Here is a 20,850-nt window from a genome sequence, read left to right as displayed (position 1 = left end):
CTTACCGCTCGACCAGCGCTATGCGCTTGTTGTACCAGTTCATCAGGATCGAGATGCTGATGCTGATGGCCAGATACACGCTCATGGTGATAGCGATGGTTTCGATGGCCTGCCCGGTCTGGTTCAGGGTAGTGCCGGCGAACAACGACACCATGTCCGGGTAGCCGATACCGGCCGCCAGCGAGGAGTTCTTCGCCAGGTTCAGGTACTGACTGGTCAGCGGCGGGATGATCACCCGCAGGGCCTGCGGAATAATCACCAGACGCAGCGTCTTGCCGGCCGGCAAACCCAGCGAGCGGGCGGCTTCGGTCTGGCCGTGGCTGACGGCCTGGATGCCGGAGCGCACGTTCTCGGCGATGAAGGCCGCGGTGTAGATGGTCAGCGCCAGGGTCAGCGCCATCAGCTCGGGGATCATTACCCAGCCACCACGGTAGTTGAAGCCCTTGAGTTCCGGCACTTCCCAGGTGAACGGCTGACCGGCGACCAGGATCGCCAGGGCGGGAAGCGCCACGATCAGCACCAGACTGGTGATCAGCGTGGGAAAGCCCTGCCCGGTTGCTTCAAAGCGCTGACGCGCCCAACGCGCCAGATAGAAGATCGTGGCCAGCGCCACCACTACAGCGATCAGGAAGGGCCAGAAGCCATCAGCCAGGGTCGGCGACGGCATGTTCAGACCGCGGTTGCTGAGGAAGAACATATCGCCCAGGCTCAAGCTCTGCCGCGGACCGGGCAAAGGCAGGAACACGGCGAAGTACCAGAAGAAAATCTGCAGCAGCGGCGGGATGTTGCGGAAGGTCTCGATATAGATGGTAGCCAGCTTGCTGACCAGCCAGTTGGGCGACAGCCGCGCCACGCCGAGAATGAAGCCGAGAATGGTCGCCAGGACGATACCGATGATCGACACCAGCAGGGTGTTGAGCAGGCCAATGACGAAGACGCGACCGTAGCTGTCGCTCTCCTTGTAGTCGATCAGGTGCTGGGAAATACCGAAGCCGGCGCTGTTGTCGAGAAAGCCGAAGCCCGACAGGATGCCGCGCTGGGCCAGGTTGTGCTGAGTGTTGTGGAACAGATACCAGCCGAGCGCCACGACGGCGATGACGGCGATGATCTGGAAAAACCAGGCACGCACCTGCGGGTCGGTCCAGACCGAACCCCGTGGGCGCGATGTATTCGCGGGAGTTTGCATAATGCCCCTCATGCAAGCCCCGCGTCCCTTATCGGCGACGCGGGGTTGATGGAATCAGGAACGCCACCGCCCGGCCAAGCGGGCGGTGGTCGGTAGGTCAGCGCACCGGCGGTGCGTACTGCAGACCACCCTTGTTCCACAGAGCGTTGAGGCCACGCTCGATCTTCAGCTCGCTGCCGGCACCGACGTTGCGATCGAAGATTTCACCGTAGTTGCCGACTTGCTTGATGATCTTCACCGCCCAGTCCTTCGGCAGCTTCAGGTCCTTGCCGTAGTCGCCTTCGGCACCCAGCAGACGAGCGATGTCCGGGTTCTTGGTGGACTTGGCCATTTCTTCCACGTTGGCGGAAGTCACGCCCAGTTCCTCGGCGTTGAGCTGGGCGTACAGGCTCCAGCGCACGATGTCGAACCACTCTTCATCACCCTGACGCACGGCCGGGCCGAGCGGCTCCTTGGAGATCACTTCCGGCAGCACCACGTAGTCGTCCGGCGCGGCCAGCTTGATGCGCTGGGCGTACAGCTGCGACTGGTCGGAAGTCAGCACGTCGCAACGACCGGACTCCAGCGACTTGGCGCTCTCGTCGGAGGTGTCATAGGTGATGGGGGTGTACTTCAGGCCATTGGCGCGGAAGTAGTCGGCCAGGTTCAGCTCGGTAGTGGTACCGGCCTGGATGCACACGGTGGCACCGTCCAGTTCCTTGGCGCTGGATACGCCGAGCTTCTTGTTCACCAGGAAGCCCTGACCGTCGTAGTAGGTCACGCCGGTGAAGTTCAGGCCCATGGCCGCGTCACGCGAGCTGGTCCAGGTGGTGTTGCGCGACAGCATGTCGACTTCGCCGGACTGCAGCGCGGTGAAGCGCTCCTTGGCGGTCAGCGGGCTGTACTTGACCTTGGAGGCATCGCCGAATACGGCGGCAGCCACGGCGCGGCACACATCCACGTCGATGCCCATGTAGTTACCCTTGGCGTCGGCGTAGGAGAAGCCCGGCAAACCATCACTGATACCGCACTGCACGAAGCCTTTCTTCTGCACCGCATCCAGGGTCGCACCGGCTTGCGCGAAACCGCTCACGCCCAGCACTGCGGCCGTGGTCAATACCGCCAGGGTGGATTTCACCATCTTCATCAAAACCTCCAAGTGTTCTTGTTTGGTCGAGTCTCGGTCCTGCCGCCGTACCCTTGTGGGGCACGTTCGATCCCGCCACCATGACGGGGTCGACCGGGGAGTGAACCTGAAGTGAGTCTAGATGCCGATCGACCGACCGGCGAACGTCCCACTCCGCACCGTAGGTCTTACGGCTTTGAGACCCAGCAGATGTCCGGCTTTCCGCTCCAGGCGGCCCCCGCCGGACAACGTAGCTACAGCAAGGCCCGTACCAGCTTTCAACCTCAGCCCCTTTAGCCGCAGGTCAATAGGCAAACTTCCATCAGCGCGACATCTTCTTAAGATATCCAGCGAACCCTGTGAGTACTGGTCAAGCGCCAGCAACAGCAATGCACCACAATGGAGCACTCATGCAACCACCTCTGATACTCGAGCCCTCTCTCAGTGCCGACGCCTGCGTCATCTGGTTACACGGCCTGGGTGCCGACCGTTACGACTTCCAGCCGGTGGCGCAAATGCTCCAGCAGCAGCTGCCCAGTACGCGTTTCGTATTGCCTCAGGCACCGAGCCGTCCGGTGACGATCAACGGTGGCTGGGTGATGCCGAGCTGGTACGACATCCTCGCCATGAGCCCGGCCCGCGCCATCGACCAGGCGCAGTTGGAAAGCTCGGCACAGACCGTGATGGACCTGATTGAGCAGCAGCGTGACAGCGGTATCGATCCGACCCGCATCATCCTCGCGGGATTCTCTCAGGGCGGTGCCGTGGTGTTTCACACCGCCTTTCTGCGCTGGCAGGGTCCGCTGGGCGGCGTGCTGGCACTGTCCACCTATGCCCCGACCTTTGATGAGGCGTTGCAACTCGACGCAGCCCGCTGCCGTTTGCCTGTCCTCTGCCTGCACGGCAGCCAGGATGAAGTGGTACCTCTGTCCATGGGCCGCGCGGCCCACGACTGCTTGATCGAACGTGGCGTGACCGTGGGCTGGCGTGAATACCCCATGGGGCATGAGGTAGTACTGGACGAGATCCAGGACATCGGCAACTGGCTGGCCCAGCGTCTTGACCGTCAAACAACCGACTGAACGGGCCGGACACAGCTAAGTAGCACGGTCGCCGTCAAGAAGGCGGCGAACGGTTCTGTCCGAGCCGTCAGATCTGACCATTGGTCGGTCGAGGCCAGCTCGAGGATTGCCTACTCAAATAGCCAGGCATAAGGTCGCGTGAGGTGTTCGCCCCACAACAGGGAGTGTTCTGCGATGCCCTCCACAACTTGTCCGTTCCTCCCATGAAGAACGCACAGACGCCCCGGGATCTGCAGCAGATCCGCCACCTGCGACTGTTCCAGAACGTCGCCGCCAACAGCATCCAGCAGTTGCTGCAAGAATTCCGCGGCTGCGAGCTGGAACCTGGCGAAATCCTGCTTTCCCCTTTTAACCGCAACCAGCACCTTTATCTGTTGCTGGAAGGTGAGCTCAAGGTCTACCTCGGGTCGCTCGACAATCAGCCGGTCAGCACACTCCTGCCCGGTGATTGTGCAGGTGAAATCAGCTTCATCGACAACGAGCGCCCTTCTGCCTATGTGGTCGCCACCCAGCCTACCCAGGTATTGCGCCTGCACCGCGAATCCCTGGTCAAACTCTTCCAGCAGTCGCCCGAGATGATGCAGAACCTCCTGGAGCTGCTGTGCGATCGTGTACGCCAGGGCAACCGGATCATTCTCGACAGCGAGCAGAACGCCAATGTCGACACCCTCACCGGCTGCTTCAACCGGCGCTGGCTGGAACATGTCTACGAGCGAGAAAGCACCCGCTGCGCCTATAACCAGCAGCCACTTAGCATGCTCATGCTGGATGTCGACCACTTCAAGGCCTACAACGACCATCACGGCCACCTGGCCGGCGACTATGCCCTGTGCCTGGTCGCACACACCCTGCGCAAGCAGCTGCGCCCCAAGGACAGCCTGGTACGTTTTGGCGGCGAAGAGTTCGTCATCCTTCTACCCGAGATCGATGCAGAAGAGTCCCGCCCCATCGGCGAACGCTTGCGCAGCAGCCTGGAAGAGATCACTACCTTCTACTCACCGGTAGGCATCCTGCCTGGCGTCACGGTCTCCATCGGCTTGGCCCAGATGCAGGCCAAGGACAGCCTCGAAGGCCTGATTTCCAGGGCCGACGCCGCGCTGTACAAGGCCAAGCAGCAGGGCCGCAACCGTCTGGTTGGCTGAAGCCGTATATCGCCATTCCCAGCCACTGCTTGATAGAGTCGGGCCTATAACAACAATGAATGGACGCCCCACATGCGCAAGCTGCTGCTCGCCTCTCTTGCATTGCTCGGCCTCGCCGCCGCCCTCTTCTTCAGCCTGCCCACAGTACTGGATTGGCAACTGAACAGCGTTGCCCAGAAGCCGCCCTACCGCGCAAGCGATGCCGCCGAGAGGTTGCATCAAAACCTGTTCGTCGCCGACCTGCATGACGATGCCCTGCTCTGGCAGCGCGACCTGCTGGCGCGTCACCGTTATGGGCACGCGGATCTGCCGCGCCTGCTCGAAGGCCGCGTCGGCCTGCAGGTGTTCTCCACCGTGACCAAGACTCCACGCGGCCTTAATTATGAAAGCAACGCCGCCGACAGCGACAACATCACCCTGCTGGCCATGGCCCAGCGCTGGCCGCAAAGAACCTGGAACAGCCTGCTCGAACGCGCCCTGTACCAGGCCGAAAAACTGCAGCAGGCCGCCGCCGACAGCCATGGGCAACTGGTGCTCATTCGCAGCCGTAGCGAACTGCAACACTTTGTCGACGCCTGGCAGCGCGACCCGCAACGGGTCGCCGCCCTGCTCGCCACCGAAGGCCTGCAGCCCATCGAGGGTCAGCTGGCCAATATCGACCGCCTGTACGACGCAGGCTTTCGCATTGCCGGCCTGACGCATTTCTTCGACAACGAAGTCGGCGGCTCCGCCCACGGCCTGGAGAAAGGTGGCCTGACGCCACTCGGCCGCCAGGTCATCACGCGTCTGGAGGAAAAGCGCATGCTGGTCGACCTGGCCCATGCCTCGAAGCCGCTGATCGACGACGTACTGGCCATGGCCAAACGTCCGGTGTTGGTCTCCCACACGGGCGTGGCCGGCACCTGCCCTGGCCCGCGCAACCTGACCGACGAGCACCTCATGCGCATCGCCGCCACGGGTGGCGTGATCGGCATCGGCTACTGGGATGCCGCCGTCTGCGAAACCTCGGTCGGCGCCATCGTCCGCGCCATCCGCTACGCGGTGAACAAGGCGGGGGTCGAACACGTTGCCCTGGGCTCGGACTTCGACGGCACCGTGCATACTCCATTCGACACCAGTGGCCTGGCCCAGCTCACCGAGGGCTTGCAGCGTGCTGGCTTCAAGCAGGACGAGATTGCCGCAATCATGGGCGGCAACGTGCGCAGGCTGCTACTGGCAACCTTACCCGAGTAACCGACGTCAAGCCCCCAGACACTTCGCCAAGGGGGCTTCTTGCTTTACACTGGCCGCCGTTCATTCCTTGACCAATACGAGACGGCCGTGCTCAAAGCACTCAAGAAAATATTCAGCAAGGGCGAAGCCGAGCAGCCCGCCAGCAGCCCCACAGCCAATGCTATTCCCAGCGCTTCGCGCGAAACCAAGGCCAAGCCAGCCAAGGCCGATGCCCAGCCTGCCCGCGAAGCGAAGCCACGCACCGACAAGCCGCGCCGCGAGCGCCCGGCCAAGCCGGTGGACACCTGGAAGCTGGAAGACTTCGTGGTCGAGCCGCAAGAGGGCAAGACCCGCTTCCACGACTTCCGCCTAGCCCCCGAGCTGATGCACGCCATCCACGACCTCGGCTTCCCCTACTGCACCCCGATCCAGGCCCAGGTCCTTGGCCACACCCTCAAGGGCAAGGACGCCATCGGCCGCGCCCAGACCGGCACCGGCAAGACCGCCGCCTTCCTCATCTCCACCATCACCCAGCTGCTGCAGACCCAGGTGCCGAAAGAGCGCTACATGGGCGAACCCCGCGCGCTGATCATCGCGCCGACCCGCGAGCTGGTGGTGCAGATCGCCAAGGATGCCCAGGCCCTGACCAAATACACCGGCCTCAACGTGATGAGCTTCGTCGGCGGCATGGACTTCGACAAGCAGCTCAAGCAGCTGGAATCGCGCTATTGCGACATTCTGGTCGCCACGCCGGGCCGCCTGCTGGACTTCAACCAGCGTGGCGAAGTGCATCTGGACATGGTCGAGGTGCTGGTCCTGGACGAGGCCGACCGCATGCTCGACATGGGCTTCATCCCCCAGGTACGCCAGATCATCCGCCAGACGCCGATGAAGGGCGACCGCCAGACCCTGCTGTTTTCCGCCACCTTCACCGACGACGTGATGAATCTGGCGCGGCAGTGGACGGTCAACCCGGCCGTCGTCGAGATCGAGCCGGAGAACGTCGCCAGCGACACCGTCGAGCAGCACGTTTATGCCGTGTCCAGCAGCGACAAATACAAGCTGCTGTACAACCTGGTGACGCAGAACGACTGGCAGCGGGTGATGGTGTTCGCCAACCGCCGCGACGAAGTGCGCCGCATCGAGGAGAAGCTGGTGCGCGACGGCGTCAGCGCCGCGCAGATGTCCGGCGATGTACCGCAGCAGAAGCGCATCAAGGTGCTTGAGGGCTTCCGCGAAGGCAAGATCCGCGTGCTGGTGGCCACCGACGTGGCCGGCCGCGGCATCCACGTCGACGGCATCAGCCACGTGATCAACTTCACCCTGCCGGAAGTGCCGGACGATTACGTGCACCGCATCGGTCGTACTGGCCGCGCCGGCAGCAGCGGCACCTCGATCAGCTTCGCCGGCGAGGACGACGCCTTCGCCCTGCCGCCGATCGAACAGCTGTTGGGCCGCAAGATCAATTGCGAGATGCCGCCCGAGGAACTGCTCAAACCGGTGCCGCGCAAGCACTGACGGCTTCAGAAAAAAGCCCGCACGCTGCGGGCTTTTTTGTTCCTGCTCGGCTCATTCCGACGGCAACGTCATCTCGATGGTCTCGCCCAACGACTCTTCCAGCCGCTGTAACTCGCAATGCAGGGACTCCAGATCCTCGGCATGCTCCTCGGCGATGGCCTTGAAGCGAGGTGCTGACTCGATCAGCGCCAGCACCACCGAAGGGTCGAAACGCGTACCACTGGCTGCGCTGATACGTGCCAGAGCCTCGTCCGCCGTCAGCGACTTGCGATACGGATGATGGCTGGTCATGTCCTCATACACACCCACCACCGCCATCAACCGCGCCGACAGGGGAATCTGCTCGCCACGCAGGCCCTGTGGATAGCCGCTGCCATCCCAGTGCTCATGCTGGCTGTAAACGATGTCACGGGCATCGCGCAGAAAATCGGTCACGCTCCCCAGGCGCGACTCGGCCGCCAGCAGGGCATCACGCCCCGCGGTGGCATGACTGTGTAGCAGTTCCAGATCCTTGCCCTGCAGCGGTACCGGACTGAGCAGGATGCGATCCGGCAACACCAGCTTGCCAATGCCGTGCAGCAACGCCGACTTGCCCAAGCCGGCAATACGCTCCTCGCTCAACTCTTGCGCCAATAGCGGCTGCTGGTGAGCCAGGCTGCGAGCCAGCTCCACCATGTAGGGTTCGATCCGCGCCAGGTGTTTGCTGCAGGGGTTGTCACGCATGGCCGCGAGCCTGGCCATGGCCTCGATGGTCACCTCCTGCAGACGCTGGATATCCTGGGTTCGGCGGCGCACCTCCCACTCCAGGTATTCGCTCTTGTCACGCAGAAAGTCGGCACTGGCCTTGAGCTGCAGCTGCGCACGCACCCGAGCGAGGACGATGGGCGGACTGATCGGCTTGGTGATGTAGTCCACGGCCCCCAGATCAAAGCCTCGCTGCTCATCGGCCTGCTCGCTCTTGGCAGTGAGGAACACCACCGGAATCTGCGCAGTGGCAGGGTCGGCCTTGAGCCTGCGGCACACTTCGTAGCCGTCCATTTCCGGCATCATGATGTCGAGCAGAATCAGGTCCGGCTGGCTCTCCGCTGCAATGCGCAATGCCCTTGCACCATTGCTGGCCACCTTGATCAGGTAGTGATCCAGCAGCAACTCACTCATCAGGGTGAGATTTTCCGGCGTATCGTCCACCAGCAGGATCAGCGGCTGGTCGGGTCTGTCGAGCATATCCATCAGATTCCCCCTATTCCCTTCATCGCCTCGCGCAACAGTGCCTGGGCTTTATCGAAATCGAAACCACGCACTGCCGCCGCCAGCGGACTGTACTGGTCATTAAAGGCGCTGCGCAGCAGTTCGGCCTGTTCATCGAAGACTTTTCCGGCCCGTGGGTCGTCGTTGGCGAACAGCTGCAACAACTGCTGGCAGACGGGGAGCAAGCGCGTCTCATCAATCTCGACCGCTGCCGCTACAGGTGGCAAGGCCCCAATGGCCTGCAACAACGGGGACAGGCTGCGCGCCAATTCGTCGAGCGTGGCCTCCAGCTCATCATGGCGTGCATCCTTGATCGCGCTTTCCAGTACCGCGGCCAGAGCCGCCAGATCACTCGCCCCGAGATTTGCAGCCAATCCCTTGAGGCTGTGTGCTTCGCGCTCGGCGGCCTCCAGCTCGCCGTTGGCCAGCAGAGCACGCAGGCGCACCACAAAATCGGCCTGGCTGGCGGCGAACTTGCCCAGCAGCCGTCGATACAGTTCCTGCTTGCCCAGCACTCGGCGCAGGGCGCTATCCAGATCGATGCCGGGTAACTGCCAGTCCGGCAAGCCCGCATCCGCAGCGCTGGCAACCGGCGTACCCGCCCTGGCCTCCATCCAGCGGCCCAGGGTCTGCCACAGCTCGGCCGGCTCGATGGGTTTGCCCAGGTGATCGTTCATGCCGGCAGCCAGGCAGCGCTCGCGGTCGGCGGGCATGGCGTTGGCCGTCATGGCCACGATGGGCAGGCTGGCAAAACGCGGCTCACGGCGCAGCGCTTCGGTGGTAGCAATGCCATCGAGTACCGGCATCTGCATGTCCATAAGCACCAACGCGTAGTAACCATCCGGCTTGGCCTGCAGTAACTCCATGGCAATCTGACCGTGCTCGGCCTGGTCGATATGCAGACCACTTTCCTGCAGCAGACCGCAGGCCACTTCGCGATTCAACTCGTTGTCTTCAACCAGCAACACGCGCTTGCCCGCATAGTCGGGCACAGCCTCGCCCACGGGCAGTCGGGCGAAGCCCCGCACCGCCCCATTGCCGCCCAGGCTGCGAATCACCGCATCGAACAGCAGCGACGGGTTGATCGGCTTGAGCAACACATCCTCGATCCCCGCGCGCTCGGCGCCCAGCAGCACATCCTCGCGACCATAGGCAGTGACCATCAACAGGTGCGGTACAGGCTGCAGGCCGAGCTCGGCAATGCGCCGGGCACACTCCAGGCCATCCATCACCGGCATCTGCCAATCCAGCACGATCAGCTCGAAGGGATCGCGCCGCAACGCGGCCTCCTGCACCTGCTGCAGGGCCACCTGCCCGGAGACCGCGACATCGACACGAAACGTCATGCTGTCGAGCATGTCGCGCAGCACCTGCCGAGCACTGTCGTTGTCGTCCACCACCAGCACCCGCCGACCGCGCAGATCGGCCTGCGGCAGCATGCGTGAGCCCTGCTCGCGAGCAATACCCAGCGGAATCCGGCACCAGAACAGGCTGCCCCGGCCAGCTTCGCTCTCCAGCCCGACCTGCCCGCCCATGGCCTCGGCCAGGCTTTTGCAGATAGCCAGGCCCAGACCCGTACCGCCGTACTTGCGGGTGGTCGAGGTATCGGCCTGCTGGAACGACTGGAACAGCCGCGCCTGCTGCTCACGGGTCAGGCCGATGCCGGTATCGCGCACCCCCATATACAGCTGTAGCTGCTCCGCCTCGCACTGTTCGGCACGCAGGATCACCTCGACCTCGCCGCTGTCGGTGAATTTCACTGCGTTGTTGGTGTAATTGATCAGAATCTGTCCCAGCCGCAGCGGGTCGCCGAGCAAGTGCTGGGGCAGCTGCGGGTCGATGTTGAATACCAGCTCCAGCCCCTTGCCTGCGACCTTGTCACCAATCAGGCTGGCCAGGTTTTCCAGCACCTGACGCAGATCGAACTCGATGCGCTCTATGCTCAGTTTGCCGGCCTCGATCTTGGAGAAGTCGAGGATGTCGTTGATGATCCCCAGCAGATGCTGGCCGGCCTGCTGGATCTTGTTCAGGTAGTCACGCTGGCGCGGGTTGAGTTCGGTCTTCATGGCCAGGTGCGACATGCCGATGATGGCGTTCATCGGTGTGCGAATCTCATGGCTCATATTGGCCAGGAAATCCGACTTCAGCCGGGCCGCCTCCTCCGCTAGCTCCTTGGCCTTGGCCAGTTCCTCCTCGGCCTGCTTGCGCAGGGTGATGTCGCGGCTTACGCCGACCAGGCCCAGCAACCGGCCCTGCTCATCATGAAAGAGGGTACGCAGGGTATCCAATACCACCTGGCGGCCATCGGGATAACTGACCGCACCCTCGGTCTCGAAAGGCTGACCGCTGCTGAATGCACTGTGATCACGCTCCGCCCGCGCCCTGGCCCAGGCCGGCGCGAGAAAATCCTCGTCACGTCGCCCAAGCACCTCGTCCTGGGTTTTGCCGAACAGCTCGGCACAGGCCTGATTGATGCCCAGGTAGCGTCCGCCGGCATCCTTGAACCAGATCGGGTCGGGAATCGCGTTGATCAGGGCCAGCAAGGTACTGCGCTGGCGCTGAGCCTCGGCCTCGGCGCGCTGGCGCTCGGCAATCTGAACCGCCAGGCGACGGTTCCACAGCAGCACGAAGGCGATCAGCAGCACCAGGCCGATCAGGTAGGGCCAGCCCACCTGCAGCAGGCGGTGCCAGTTAAATGCCGTGAGCGGTGGCAGCCAGCGCTCCTTGATCGCGTCCTGCTCCTGCTCGTCCAGGCTGGCCAGGGCCTTGTCCAACAGAGCGATCAGCTGGGTATTGTCGCGGCGGGCGGCGAAGCGAAACTCGCTGGTGGACAGCCCCGTCTCACCGCGCAATTCCAGGTTGGTCAGATTCAGTTCGCGGATCAGGTAACTGGCCACAATCATGTCGCCCACATAGGCATCGGCGCGCCCGGACGATACAGCCCGAAGCGCCTCTGCTGTGTCGCTCACCTCCAGCAGGTGGACATCCGGCACCGCACTGCGCAAGGCATGCTGCAACACATAGCCGCGCTCGATGGCAACCTGGCGACCGGACAGATCGGCCACGCGCTGCACCCCCATGTCACCGCGGGTAAAGATCAGGCTACTACTGACCAGGTAACTGCGCGTGAAGGCCATATAGGCCTCGCGCTCCGGGGTTTGCGCCACCGAAGGCAACAAATCGACCCGCCCCTCGCGCAGTGCTACCAGTGCCGCATCCCAGTCCGCCAGCGGAACCGTCTCGATACGCAAGCCAAGACGCTGGGCCAGCAGCGCCAGGTAATCACCACTCAAGCCACGGTGGCGCCCCTGCTCGTCGAGCACATCGAAAGGCGGCCAGCCGGCACGCTCCACGCCGACCCGCAGCACCGGGTGCTGCGCCACCCAGGCCCGTTCGGCCTCATCCAACGGCAGAGCGGCAGACGCGCTCCACGACAGCAGGTACAACAGAACCGCACAGCAGTTACGCAACATGAGGCAGCGCCCTTGTCTGACGAATGCGCTTTGAGCATAGGCTTTGAAAGTCAGCTATGGATTGGCAGAGCCTCTCCCGCGACCGAGAATCGGAGCATGTCCCACGAGGAAAGCGCCATGCTCGACCCGATCCGCTGCTGGCAAGCCGTTTGCGACCGCGATATGCATCAGGACGGCGCATTCGTCTTCGCCGTGAGCAGCACCGGCATCTACTGCCGCCCCAGTTGCCCGGCACGCCGCCCCAAGCGCGAGAACGTGAGCTTTCATCGCAGCCCTGAGGCCGCCGAGGCCGCCGGCTACCGCCCGTGCCGACGTTGCTCGCCGCAGGGCCAAAGCCCGGCCGAACACCTCGATGCGCTGGTGACTGCAGCCTGCGCCTTGCTGCAGCAAAGCGAAAAACCGCTGACGCTGGAGCAGTTGGCCACGCGTATCGGCCTGTCCGCCTCGCACCTGGCACGCGCCTTCAAGGCCCGTACCGGGCTGACCCCGCGCGCCTGGTTCGACGCCCAGCGCCGCCAGCGCCTGGAGGCCAGCCTGCCACACGCCAGCTCGGTGCTGCAGGCGGCCCTGGACGCCGGCTACTCCGGCACTCGCGCCCTGTATCAGCAACCTGGTGCCTTGAGTCCCGCGCAGCGCCGCCAGCAAGGCGCCGGCGAAGTACTGCGCTATGCCATCAGCGACTGCCCGCTGGGGCTGGTACTGCTCGCCGCCAGCGAACGGGGCGCCTGCGCGCTGCTGTTTGGCGATGATGAGCTGGCGCTGGAAAACGAGTTGCAGCAGCGCTTCGCCGCTGCCGCACTGCGTCGTGACCAGCACGGCCTGCGCGACTGGCTGCGCGCCGTGCTGACCCAGGTAAGCGAGCCCTCACGGGCCGCCCGCTTGCCGCTGGACATGCGTGGCACCGCCTTCCAGCAACGCGTGTGGCAGGCCCTGCAGAACATCCCCAGCGGGCAGACACGCCGCTACGGCGAACTGGCCGCCCAGCTCGACAGCCATGCGCGCGCCGTGGCCCGTGCCTGCGCCAGCAATCCACTGGGCCTGCTGGTGCCTTGCCACCGGGTCGTCGGCGCGAACGGTGCCCTTACCGGCTATCGCTGGGGCGTGGCACGCAAGCAGGCGCTGCTCAAGGCCGAGGCAGACTCCGTCCCCTAGGTGACGGGGCTTGCAGCACGGCGCCTTCGGGCCGAAGCTATGCGCCCCGAAGGAGAGCCCATGGACATCGCCGAACTCACTCGCCGCCTGCACGCCATCCGCGACCGCAACGACTGGCGCCGCTTCCACAGCCCGAAGAACCTGGCCATGGCCGCCAGCGTGGAAATGGCCGAGCTGGTGGAGATCTTCCAGTGGCTCAGCGAAGACCAGTCGCGCCAGCTACCCGCCGAACAGCTGGCGCACGCCGGCCAGGAAGTCGGCGATATCGTCCTCTATCTGCTGCTGTTGTGCAGCGAGCTGGGCCTGGACCTGGAGCAAGTGGTACGCGCCAAGCTGGCCGACAGCGAGGGGCGTTTTGCATGAGTGACAGACACTTCGACGAGCTGGCGACCCGCTTCGCCGAGAAGATCTACGGCGGCGCCAAGGGTGCGATCCGCCTGGCGGTGCTGCAGGCCGACCTCAAGGAGGCCCTGCCGGAGCGCCCGTTGCGCGTGCTGGACGTCGGCGCCGGCCTTGGCCACATGAGCTTGTGGCTGGCCCAGCGCGGCCACGACGTGACCCTGACCGAGCCAGCCGAACCGATGCTGGAAGGCGCCCGCCAGCGCTTTGCCGAGGCCGGCACCCAGGCGCGCTTTATCCAGGCGCCCTGGCAGGACCTGCTCGGTCAGCTCGACCAGCCCTACGACCTGGTGCTGTGTCACGCCGTGCTGGAGTGGCTGGCCGAGCCCCACGCCATCCTGCCGGTGCTGCACCAGCTCACCGCACCGGGTGGCTGGCTGTCGCTGGCGTTCTACAACAAGGACGCGCTGGTCTACCGCAATCTGCTCAAGGGCCACTTCCGCAAACTGCGCAAGGCGCGCTTCGCCGGCGAAGGCCAGAGCCTGACGCCGCAGCGCCCGCTCGACCCACGCGAGCTGGCGCTGCAACTCGAAGGCAGCTGGCGGGTCGAAAGCCAGAGCGGCGTCCGCGTGTTCCACGACTACATGCCGGTCGAGTTCCAGGCCAAGGCCGAACTCGCCGATCTGCTGGAGATGGAGCTGGCCTACCGCCGTCATCCGGCCTTTGCCGGCCTCGGCCGTTACCAGCACTGGATCTGTCGGCCACGGTAAGCGGCAACCGCCCCCAGGCCGAACCGCATACGGGCTATTCTGATAGGACATGTTCTCCTCCACGCCTGCCGGAGGGGCCGGGAAGCCCAAGGCGGTTTTCCGCTTGCGGAGCACCTCATGAAAATCCTGCTGTCCCTACCACTCTTGCTACTGCTGGTCGCCTGCCAGAGCCCCTCGCCCTATATCGCCGAGGGCAAACCGCTGCCTCCCGCGCCGCCGGCGGCGGCCGATCACTTCGACCGCAGCGCCTACCCGGCCGCGCCTCGCGACTATGCACGTTACCGCGACTGGGCCTGGCGCTCGCAGCCGGCCGGCAGCGCCTGGGCAGACGGCGCCCTGCTGGCCGAAACGGTCGCCGGCGGCCTGGATCAGCGCGGCCTGCGCCCGGTGCGCAGCGGCAAGCGTGCCGACCTGCTGGCCAGCGCCGAGCTGAGCGTGGAGCGCCGCCAGTACCAGGTCCGCGACGACTATGGCGGCTATTACGGTAACGGCCCCTGGGGCGACCACTACGGCATGTACGGCAGCGTGCCGCTGGTGCGCACCTACGAGCTGGAAGTGATCGTGGTACGCATCGACCTGTTCGACGGCGCCAGCGATCAGCCGGTGTGGAGCGGCAGTGCCGAGGCCCGCAACACGGACAGCCAGAGCGAACGCGCCGAGGCCCTGCGCCGCGCCGTCGAGGACGCCCTCAGCGCCTATCCCCCGGATTGATTGGAGGTTTATCCATGCTGCACCGCTTGCTGCTGATCCCGGCCCTGTTGCTGCTGGCCGCCTGCCAGGGCATTCAGACCGAGCGTGACTACGATCCCAGCCGTGATTTTGCCGCCTACCGCAGTTGGAGCTGGCAGGAGCCGGCGCTGCAATACCGGCCGGACGATCCCCGCCTCAAGAGCGATCTCACCGAGCAGCGCATCCGCCAGGCCGTCGCCGCGCAGCTCGACCAACGTGGCCTGCGCGCGGCACCCGGCGGCAGTGTCAGCGACCTCAAAGTGCAGGTCTGGCTGGTGGTCGAGCAGCGCCAGGAACAAGTCAGCACCAGCTATGGCGGCTACTGGGGCGGTTATTGGGGCGCCCCGGCGATGACTGAAACCCGTAACCTCGACTACAAGGTCGCCACCCTCCAGATCGACCTGCTCGATGGCAAGGATGGCAAACTGGTTTGGCGCGGCAGTGCCGAGCAGGTCATGCGCCGCACGCCACCAACGCTGGCAGAACGCGAAGAGGCCATCCGCAGCACGGTCAACGAAGTGCTCAAGCAGTACCCGCCGCGATGAGCGAGCAGTTGCTGAGCCACCGCGCCGCCACGGCTGACGACCTGGACCAGGTGGTGCGGTTCGTGCGCAACGCCGACGAGCTGTTCTACGCCTTCCCCCGCGCCCACTGGCCACTGAGCCGTGAACAGCTGGCGGCGGCCTACGCCGAGCGCCAGGGCAGTACCCTGGCCCTGCTCGACCAGCGGCCTGCCGGTTTCGCCAACTTCTACCAGAGTGTGGCGGGTGAGTACTGCGCCCTGGGCAACCTGATGATCGCGCCCTGGGCCCGCAGCCAGGGCGTAGCCCAATACCTGATCGGTGTGATGGAGCGCCTGGCCCAGCGCGACTTCCAGGCCCGAGAACTGCAAGCCTCGTGCTTCAACGACAACACTGCCGGCCTGTTGCTCTATGCCCGCCTCGGCTATGAGCCACGCGGTGTGGTCGAGCGGCAACGCGGCCGGCAACGGGTAGCCCTGGTGCAGTTCGCCAAACGCCTGGAAAGCTGACCACCCAGGCAGCCTTGCGGGCATAATGACGCCCCGCCCGTACCCCGGAGACGACCATGCCCCACTGGTTGCTACTCGCCCTGCCCCTGCTCGCCGGTGCTGCTCTGCCGCTGCAGGCCGGCATCAACGGCCAGCTGGCCAAACAGCTCTCCAGCTTCATGGCCGCCGCCCTGGTGTCTTTCCTGGTTGGCAGCGTGGCCCTGCTGCTGGTGGTCATGGCCAGCCGTGAGATTCCCACCATCGCCGCCTTCAAGAGCCTGAGCTGGTGGCACTGGAGCGGCGGTCTGCTGGGCGTCGTCTTCATCACCACGGCCGCCTTTGCCGGCCCACGCATCGGCGCGCTGCTGTTCATGGTGCTGGTCCTGGCCGGCCAGCTGGGCATGGCCCTGTTGCTCGACCATAGCGGCTGGGCCGGCTTCCGCGAAGCCCCCATCACGCTGGGCAAGGCCGCCGGCCTGGCGCTGATCATTGGCGGGGTCTGGCTGATCCGTCGCGGCTGAGCCCGCGACGAATTAGTGGCACTTTGCTTCCATCCACCCCCTCGGCAGGGCTATGCTGTTGATCTGGCCGCATTTGTGATCACAGCACATGGCTCTCTACTCACGCCTGTACCGCACCGACAGCTTCGCCCTCTGGCGCGAAAGCCAGGACATGAAAGTCCGCACCCGCCTGGGCGGTATCTTCTATTTGCTGGCCTGGCTGCTGAGCTGGGCCTTCAGCATCGATAGCGCTGCGCTGCTGGGCCTGGGCGGCACCCTGTTCTTCGGCGTGCTGATGCTGCTGCGCTGGCTGCACCAGCCGCCGGGCCAGGAGGACACCCCCGGCCTGCAGCGCTGGATCGACCGTCACTGGCAGCTGCTCCAGCTCACCAGCCTGGGCTGGGGACTGGTACACGCCTATGCCTTGTGGCAACCGGCCTTCGAGCCCTCGCGCATGATCGCCACGCTCAGCACCATCGCCTTCAGCACGGCCATGGCCTTCAACTTCCCCATGCGCAAGCACCGCTGCATGCTGGCCATGCTGCTGCTTTACCTGCCCGGCCTGACGGTACTGGCGCTGAACTGGGCGCAGCAGGAGGCCGTGCTGATCACCCTGCTCTTCTACCTCGGCTACCTGCTGCTGGCCCTGAGCCGCAGCCATCGGGAATACCAGGCCACCCTGCACCTGGAGCAGCAGCTGCTGGAGCAACGCGAGCTGTACGACCGCCTCAGCCGTACCGACAGCCTGACGCAGCTGGGCAACCGCCTGCAGTTCAACGCACTGTTCAGTGCCATGGTCGCCACCGCTCGCCGCCAGGGCAGCCCCTTGTCACTGGTGCTGCTGGATATCGATTTCTTCAAGCGCATCAACGACCAGCATGGCCACGCCAATGGCGATGCCTGCCTGCAAGCCTTTGCCGAACATATGCGCCTGGTGTTCCGCCGCGACAGCGATGTGCTGCTGCGCCTGGGCGGCGAGGAGTTCGGCGTACTGATGCCGGATACGCCGCTAAGCCAGGCCCACGAAATGGCCGAACGCTTCCGTCGCGAGTTGGCCGAACAGGGCTTCGAGTTGGACGGCCGCAAGCTGCCGCTGACCACCAGTGTCGGCGTGGGTTGCCTGGAGCCGCTGCGCGATGCCAGCGCCGAGGCCTTCTTCAAACGCGTCGACGATGCGCTCTACCGTGCCAAGAGCGACGGGCGTGACCGCCTGACGCTGGCCCTCGACTAGACACTGCAGAGCAGCCCCCGCCTCAGTCCTCCACACGAAACTCCACCCGCGCCGTGCTCCCGCTCTGGTCGAGCAGACTGAGCTGATAAAGCCCGGCGGTTTCCAGGCGCTGCTCGATCCCTTCTCCCGGCTGACTCTCGGCCACTGGCTCGCCATTGAGGAACCACCAGCGCGGCCCGCTGCCCCCAAGTGCCGATAGCTGCAGGCGCAGCGACTCGCTACTGCCCGAAGGCCGCCGCAAGCGGTCGCCCTCGCGCACACCGACGATGGACAGCGGAGCAGCCGCCGGCGGCAGGCTCGGCGGGCAGGTCATGGATGCCTGCGGCAGGCGTGCCGCACGCCGTTCGCGGCGGGGCAACCAAGGCTCCAGCGGCGCCGGCCACAACGCCATTTGCGCTTCATGAGCCCCCGCACATCCCGCACTCACGCGCAGCCCGGCTTGATCCAGCCAGAGGGGCTGCAGCAGGCCAAGGCCCAGCGGTTGATCCTGTGCCTGCAAGGTGGGCGGCACCGTGCCGGCCAGCGTCCAGGCAAAGCGCTGGCGCCGGCAATTGGGATCGTCACGGGCCAGCTCCTGGCCCAGCGGCCAGCAGATGGCCGCCACACCAATACTGTCCGGCACAGGCTGCACGGGCGCTTGCAGACCGCGTTGCTGGTCACGGTTGACCAGCAGATCGTGCACCTGCAGCAGCAGCGGCGCAGCCGAGGCCAGGCCGAACTGGCCAGGCACCGGGGTGCCGTCGGGACGGCCGATCCACACGCCGATCAGGTGCCGCGGGCCGACACCGATGGCCCAGGCATCACGAAAGCCATAGCTAGTGCCGGTCTTCCAGGCCAGCACCGGGCGCTGGACTAACTCGGCCCTTGGGTCGCGATCCGCCCGCGCCTGCCCGGCGAGGATGCGCCGCACGATCCAGGCCGCGCCGGGCGACAGCAGGCGCCGCTCGCGCAGGGCCTCATCCGGCTGCAGGCGCGGCCGCGCCGCCATGCCTGCGCGGGCAAAGGCGGCATAACCGGCGACCAGCGCCTCCAGACGGCTGCCCGCGCCACCGAGGATCAGCGCCAGGTTCGGCTCGGCGCCGCTCGGCAGTGCCAACGGCACGCCGGCACCGCGCAGTTCGCCAGCAAAGCGTTTCGGTCCATAGGCCTCCAGCAGCTGCACCGCCGGCAGGTTGAGCGAAGTGGCCAGCGCCTCGCTGGCCGAGACCGGGCCGGTAAAGCCAGCGGCAAAGTTGCCGGGACGGTAGTCGCCATAGCGGCGCGGCACGTCCTGCAGGAGGGACTCGGAATGGATCAATCCGGCATCCAGAGCCAGGCCGTAGAGGAAGGGCTTGAGGGTCGAACCTGGTGAACGCAGGGCGCGCACCATGTCGACATGGCCAAAGCGGCGGGCATCGCCAATATCCGGCGAGCCGAGATAGGCACGCACCGCCATGTTCTCGTGCTCGACCACCAGAATCGCCGCCGAGGTGTGCTCCGGCAGACGCACACGCCAGCCCAGCAGCAGGTCCTCCAGACGCCGTTGCAGGGCGGCATCCAGGGTAGTGCGGATCAGTGGAGGGCTGTCGGGACGGTTCAACCGCCGCGCCAGCAGCGGCGCCAGGCTCGGCTCCTGGCGTGGCGCCAGCAGCACCGGCTCCTGTAGCGCCTCGTCCACCGCGCGCTGCGGCCAGACCTGAAACTGGGCGAGGCGCTGCAGCACCTTGTCCCGCGCCACCTGCGCCCGCTGCGCATGACGATCCGGGCGCAACCGACTGGGCGCCTGCGGCAGCACGGCGAGCAGGGCAGCCTCGGCGCGGGTCAGCTGCATCGGCGACTTGCCCAGGTAGGCCCAACTGGCCGCCGCCACGCCCTGCAAGGTACCGCCAAAGGGTGCGCGGTTGAGGTACAGGGTGAGAATCTCATCCTTGGACAGGTGCCACTCCAGCTGCAGCGTGCGCCACAGCTGCTTGAGCTTGCCGGGCAACGAACGCGCATGCGGGTCGAGCAGGCGCGCCACCTGCATCGACAGGGTGCTGCCACCGGACAGCACCCGCCCGCTACTCAGGTTTTGCCAGGCGGCCCGCGCCAGGGCCAGCGGGTTGACGCCCGGATGCTGGTAAAACCAGCGATCCTCATAGGTCAGCAGCGCCTCCAGGTAAAAGGGCGAGACGTCCTGCACCTTCACCGGATAGCGCCACACCCCCTCGGCGTCAGCGAAACGCCACAACGGCGTGCCGTCTTCGGCCAGCACCACACGGGCCAGGCCGTCCTCGGGCAGAGGCAGCGGAAACAGTCGATCCGCCAACCACACGAGCAGCAGCGGCAGGAGCAACAGGGTCAAGACGCGTCGCCCAGGCAAGACCGGCTTCATCGCCACGCCTCGCTGCGCGAGCGGCGCCGGCTATGGCATGCTGCGCGGCAATTGTTCATGCCGCTGTGGATATCCATACCTTGATCCAAGACTTCTTCGAATGGCTGGGCCACGCCCTCGGCACCCTGATCCGCTTTATCGTCGAAGCCCTCAGCGGCTTCTTCGGCCTGTTCGCCGACGTCGGCCGCAGCTTCCTCAACGGCCTGGCCTCGGCGCTGGGCACCGATGTCGGCCTGCTCAGCATCGTCGCCATGGTCTGCGGCCTGCTCCTGCTCTACGCAGCCGTGCGCACCGGCATGCGCAAGGCTTTCGTGCGCATGGTGATCTGCGTGTTGCTGGGGTTGTGGTTGCTGAGTTTGATTGTGAGCTGAGGCTTTCCCTCTCCCCCGGCCCCTCTCCCACAAGTGGGCGAGGGGTGACGCCGATCTATACACTCTGCACATTCTGCTCCCTCTCCCGTTCACGGGAGAGGACCGACCTCCAGCCGAATCCGCTCCAGTACCGCTTCAATCTCTTTCAGTACCTGATGGTTCCAGAAGCGCAATACCCGATAGCCCCGCGCCCTTAGATACTCATCGCGCTCACTATCCTTGAGCGCCTGCTCCATATGCTGCCCACCATCCAGTTCTATCACCAGAAACCGTTCCAGACAGACGAAGTCGACTATGTAAGGGCCCACAGGCTTCTGCCGTTTGAACTTGAAGCCCATGAAGCGGTGAGCACGCAGTTGGTACCAGAGACGGGCCTCGGCATCGGTCATGCTCGCGCGCAGTGACTTGGCGTTTTCGCGCAAGCCCATTG

The 20,850-nt window shown here is 65.2% G+C and carries 19 protein-coding genes; 13 read left to right on the top strand and 6 right to left on the bottom strand.

The features are described from left to right. Position 1 precedes the first annotated feature (1 nt). Both P7A97_RS03335 and P7A97_RS03330 read right to left on the bottom strand, forming a co-directional pair. Complete coding sequence (locus P7A97_RS03335) at positions 2 to 1,186, bottom strand: amino acid ABC transporter permease (RefSeq protein WP_277688517.1); 1,185 nt, start codon at positions 1,184 to 1,186, stop codon at positions 2 to 4. A gap of 97 nt (positions 1,187 to 1,283) precedes the next feature. Next, a complete protein-coding gene (locus P7A97_RS03330) occupies positions 1,284 to 2,312 on the bottom strand; it encodes an amino acid ABC transporter substrate-binding protein (RefSeq protein ID WP_277688516.1) in 1,029 nt (342 codons plus the stop codon). Between the two features lie 389 nt (positions 2,313 to 2,701). Between P7A97_RS03330 and P7A97_RS03325 the strand changes: the two genes are divergently transcribed. The 4 genes from P7A97_RS03325 (at position 2,702) to rhlB (ending at position 7,245) form a co-directional block, all read left to right on the top strand. Then, on the top strand, positions 2,702 to 3,373 hold the full coding sequence (locus tag P7A97_RS03325) for an alpha/beta hydrolase (protein ID WP_277688515.1): 672 nt from the start codon (positions 2,702 to 2,704) through the stop codon (positions 3,371 to 3,373). Between the two features lie 203 nt (positions 3,374 to 3,576). Next, a complete protein-coding gene (locus P7A97_RS03320; protein ID WP_277688514.1) occupies positions 3,577 to 4,515 on the top strand; it encodes a GGDEF domain-containing protein in 939 nt (312 codons plus the stop codon). Positions 4,516 to 4,587: 72 nt separating this feature from the next. Continuing rightward, the gene (locus P7A97_RS03315) at positions 4,588 to 5,748 is read left to right on the top strand and encodes a dipeptidase (RefSeq protein ID WP_277688513.1); all 1,161 of its coding nucleotides are present in this window, start codon (positions 4,588 to 4,590) and stop codon (positions 5,746 to 5,748) included. Positions 5,749 to 5,835: 87 nt separating this feature from the next. Continuing rightward, complete coding sequence (gene rhlB, locus P7A97_RS03310; protein ID WP_277688512.1) at positions 5,836 to 7,245, top strand: ATP-dependent RNA helicase RhlB; 1,410 nt, start codon at positions 5,836 to 5,838, stop codon at positions 7,243 to 7,245. 51 nt (positions 7,246 to 7,296) lie between these two features. On the opposite strand, the gene P7A97_RS03305 is transcribed toward rhlB, so the two are convergent. Further along, a complete protein-coding gene (locus P7A97_RS03305) occupies positions 7,297 to 8,478 on the bottom strand; it encodes an HD domain-containing phosphohydrolase (protein ID WP_277688746.1) in 1,182 nt (393 codons plus the stop codon). Next, positions 8,475 to 11,966, bottom strand: a complete 3,492-nt coding sequence (locus P7A97_RS03300) for a response regulator (protein ID WP_277688511.1) — start codon at positions 11,964 to 11,966, stop codon at positions 8,475 to 8,477. Before P7A97_RS03300 ends, P7A97_RS03305 begins: the two co-directional genes overlap by 4 nt. Positions 11,967 to 12,083: 117 nt before the next feature. Between P7A97_RS03300 and ada the strand changes: the two genes are divergently transcribed. The 8 genes from ada (at position 12,084) to P7A97_RS03260 (ending at position 17,696) form a co-directional block, all read left to right on the top strand. After that, entirely contained in the window at positions 12,084 to 13,118 is a 1,035-nt protein-coding gene (gene ada / locus P7A97_RS03295) for a bifunctional DNA-binding transcriptional regulator/O6-methylguanine-DNA methyltransferase Ada (RefSeq protein ID WP_277688745.1), read from the top strand. A 60-nt stretch (positions 13,119 to 13,178) separates the two neighbouring features. Next, a complete protein-coding gene (locus tag P7A97_RS03290; protein WP_277688510.1) occupies positions 13,179 to 13,481 on the top strand; it encodes a MazG-like family protein in 303 nt (100 codons plus the stop codon). Further along, positions 13,478 to 14,227 (top strand): methyltransferase domain-containing protein, encoded by a 750-nt coding sequence (locus tag P7A97_RS03285; RefSeq protein ID WP_277688509.1) that lies wholly within the window; start codon positions 13,478 to 13,480, stop codon positions 14,225 to 14,227. The genes P7A97_RS03290 and P7A97_RS03285 overlap by 4 nt, the downstream gene beginning before the upstream one ends. Positions 14,228 to 14,344: 117 nt before the next feature. Then, a complete protein-coding gene (locus P7A97_RS03280; protein WP_277688508.1) occupies positions 14,345 to 14,938 on the top strand; it encodes a DUF4136 domain-containing protein in 594 nt (197 codons plus the stop codon). Positions 14,939 to 14,952: 14 nt separating this feature from the next. Continuing rightward, positions 14,953 to 15,501 (top strand): DUF4136 domain-containing protein, encoded by a 549-nt coding sequence (locus P7A97_RS03275; protein ID WP_277688507.1) that lies wholly within the window; start codon positions 14,953 to 14,955, stop codon positions 15,499 to 15,501. Next, the gene (locus P7A97_RS03270; RefSeq protein WP_277688506.1) at positions 15,498 to 15,986 is read left to right on the top strand and encodes a GNAT family N-acetyltransferase; all 489 of its coding nucleotides are present in this window, start codon (positions 15,498 to 15,500) and stop codon (positions 15,984 to 15,986) included. The genes P7A97_RS03275 and P7A97_RS03270 overlap by 4 nt, the downstream gene beginning before the upstream one ends. A 56-nt stretch (positions 15,987 to 16,042) precedes the next feature. Then, entirely contained in the window at positions 16,043 to 16,486 is a 444-nt protein-coding gene (locus tag P7A97_RS03265) for a DMT family transporter (RefSeq protein ID WP_277688505.1), read from the top strand. 88 nt (positions 16,487 to 16,574) lie between these two features. After that, positions 16,575 to 17,696 (top strand): GGDEF domain-containing protein, encoded by a 1,122-nt coding sequence (locus tag P7A97_RS03260; RefSeq protein ID WP_277688504.1) that lies wholly within the window; start codon positions 16,575 to 16,577, stop codon positions 17,694 to 17,696. Positions 17,697 to 17,718: 22 nt separating this feature from the next. Here P7A97_RS03260 and pbpC read toward each other — a convergent pair whose 3' ends face one another. After that, on the bottom strand, positions 17,719 to 20,049 hold the full coding sequence (pbpC, locus tag P7A97_RS03255; RefSeq protein WP_277688503.1) for a peptidoglycan glycosyltransferase PbpC: 2,331 nt from the start codon (positions 20,047 to 20,049) through the stop codon (positions 17,719 to 17,721). Positions 20,050 to 20,120: 71 nt separating this feature from the next. Between pbpC and P7A97_RS03250 the strand changes: the two genes are divergently transcribed. Continuing rightward, entirely contained in the window at positions 20,121 to 20,420 is a 300-nt protein-coding gene (locus tag P7A97_RS03250; protein WP_277688744.1) for a hypothetical protein, read from the top strand. A gap of 89 nt (positions 20,421 to 20,509) precedes the next feature. On the opposite strand, the gene P7A97_RS03245 is transcribed toward P7A97_RS03250, so the two are convergent. Continuing rightward, on the bottom strand, positions 20,510 to 20,848 hold the full coding sequence (locus tag P7A97_RS03245; protein ID WP_277688502.1) for an endonuclease domain-containing protein: 339 nt from the start codon (positions 20,846 to 20,848) through the stop codon (positions 20,510 to 20,512). Positions 20,849 to 20,850 lie beyond the last annotated feature (2 nt).

The organism is Pseudomonas sp. GOM6 (genome assembly GCF_029537485.1).
Taxonomy (GTDB): domain Bacteria; phylum Pseudomonadota; class Gammaproteobacteria; order Pseudomonadales; family Pseudomonadaceae; genus Aquipseudomonas.
Note: the sequence above shows the minus strand (reverse complement) of the source record. Positions and strands in the feature narration are given on the sequence as shown.

What these genes read in the sequence shown, in the direction of transcription:
- P7A97_RS03335 (WP_277688517.1), bottom strand. Translation starts at nt 1,186, where the DNA reads ATGCAAACTCCCGCGAATACATCGCGCCCACGGGGTTCGGTCTGGACC.
- P7A97_RS03330 (WP_277688516.1), bottom strand. Translation starts at nt 2,312, where the DNA reads ATGAAGATGGTGAAATCCACCCTGGCGGTATTGACCACGGCCGCAGTG.
- P7A97_RS03325 (WP_277688515.1), top strand. Translation starts at nt 2,702, where the DNA reads ATGCAACCACCTCTGATACTCGAGCCCTCTCTCAGTGCCGACGCCTGC.
- P7A97_RS03320 (WP_277688514.1), top strand. Translation starts at nt 3,577, where the DNA reads ATGAAGAACGCACAGACGCCCCGGGATCTGCAGCAGATCCGCCACCTG.
- P7A97_RS03315 (WP_277688513.1), top strand. Translation starts at nt 4,588, where the DNA reads ATGCGCAAGCTGCTGCTCGCCTCTCTTGCATTGCTCGGCCTCGCCGCC.
- P7A97_RS03300 (WP_277688511.1), bottom strand. Translation starts at nt 11,966, where the DNA reads ATGTTGCGTAACTGCTGTGCGGTTCTGTTGTACCTGCTGTCGTGGAGC.
- ada (WP_277688745.1), top strand. Translation starts at nt 12,084, where the DNA reads ATGCTCGACCCGATCCGCTGCTGGCAAGCCGTTTGCGACCGCGATATG.
- P7A97_RS03290 (WP_277688510.1), top strand. Translation starts at nt 13,179, where the DNA reads ATGGACATCGCCGAACTCACTCGCCGCCTGCACGCCATCCGCGACCGC.
- P7A97_RS03285 (WP_277688509.1), top strand. Translation starts at nt 13,478, where the DNA reads ATGAGTGACAGACACTTCGACGAGCTGGCGACCCGCTTCGCCGAGAAG.
- P7A97_RS03280 (WP_277688508.1), top strand. Translation starts at nt 14,345, where the DNA reads ATGAAAATCCTGCTGTCCCTACCACTCTTGCTACTGCTGGTCGCCTGC.
- P7A97_RS03275 (WP_277688507.1), top strand. Translation starts at nt 14,953, where the DNA reads ATGCTGCACCGCTTGCTGCTGATCCCGGCCCTGTTGCTGCTGGCCGCC.
- P7A97_RS03270 (WP_277688506.1), top strand. Translation starts at nt 15,498, where the DNA reads ATGAGCGAGCAGTTGCTGAGCCACCGCGCCGCCACGGCTGACGACCTG.
- P7A97_RS03265 (WP_277688505.1), top strand. Translation starts at nt 16,043, where the DNA reads ATGCCCCACTGGTTGCTACTCGCCCTGCCCCTGCTCGCCGGTGCTGCT.
- P7A97_RS03260 (WP_277688504.1), top strand. Translation starts at nt 16,575, where the DNA reads ATGGCTCTCTACTCACGCCTGTACCGCACCGACAGCTTCGCCCTCTGG.
- pbpC (WP_277688503.1), bottom strand. Translation starts at nt 20,049, where the DNA reads ATGAAGCCGGTCTTGCCTGGGCGACGCGTCTTGACCCTGTTGCTCCTG.
- P7A97_RS03245 (WP_277688502.1), bottom strand. Translation starts at nt 20,848, where the DNA reads ATGGGCTTGCGCGAAAACGCCAAGTCACTGCGCGCGAGCATGACCGAT.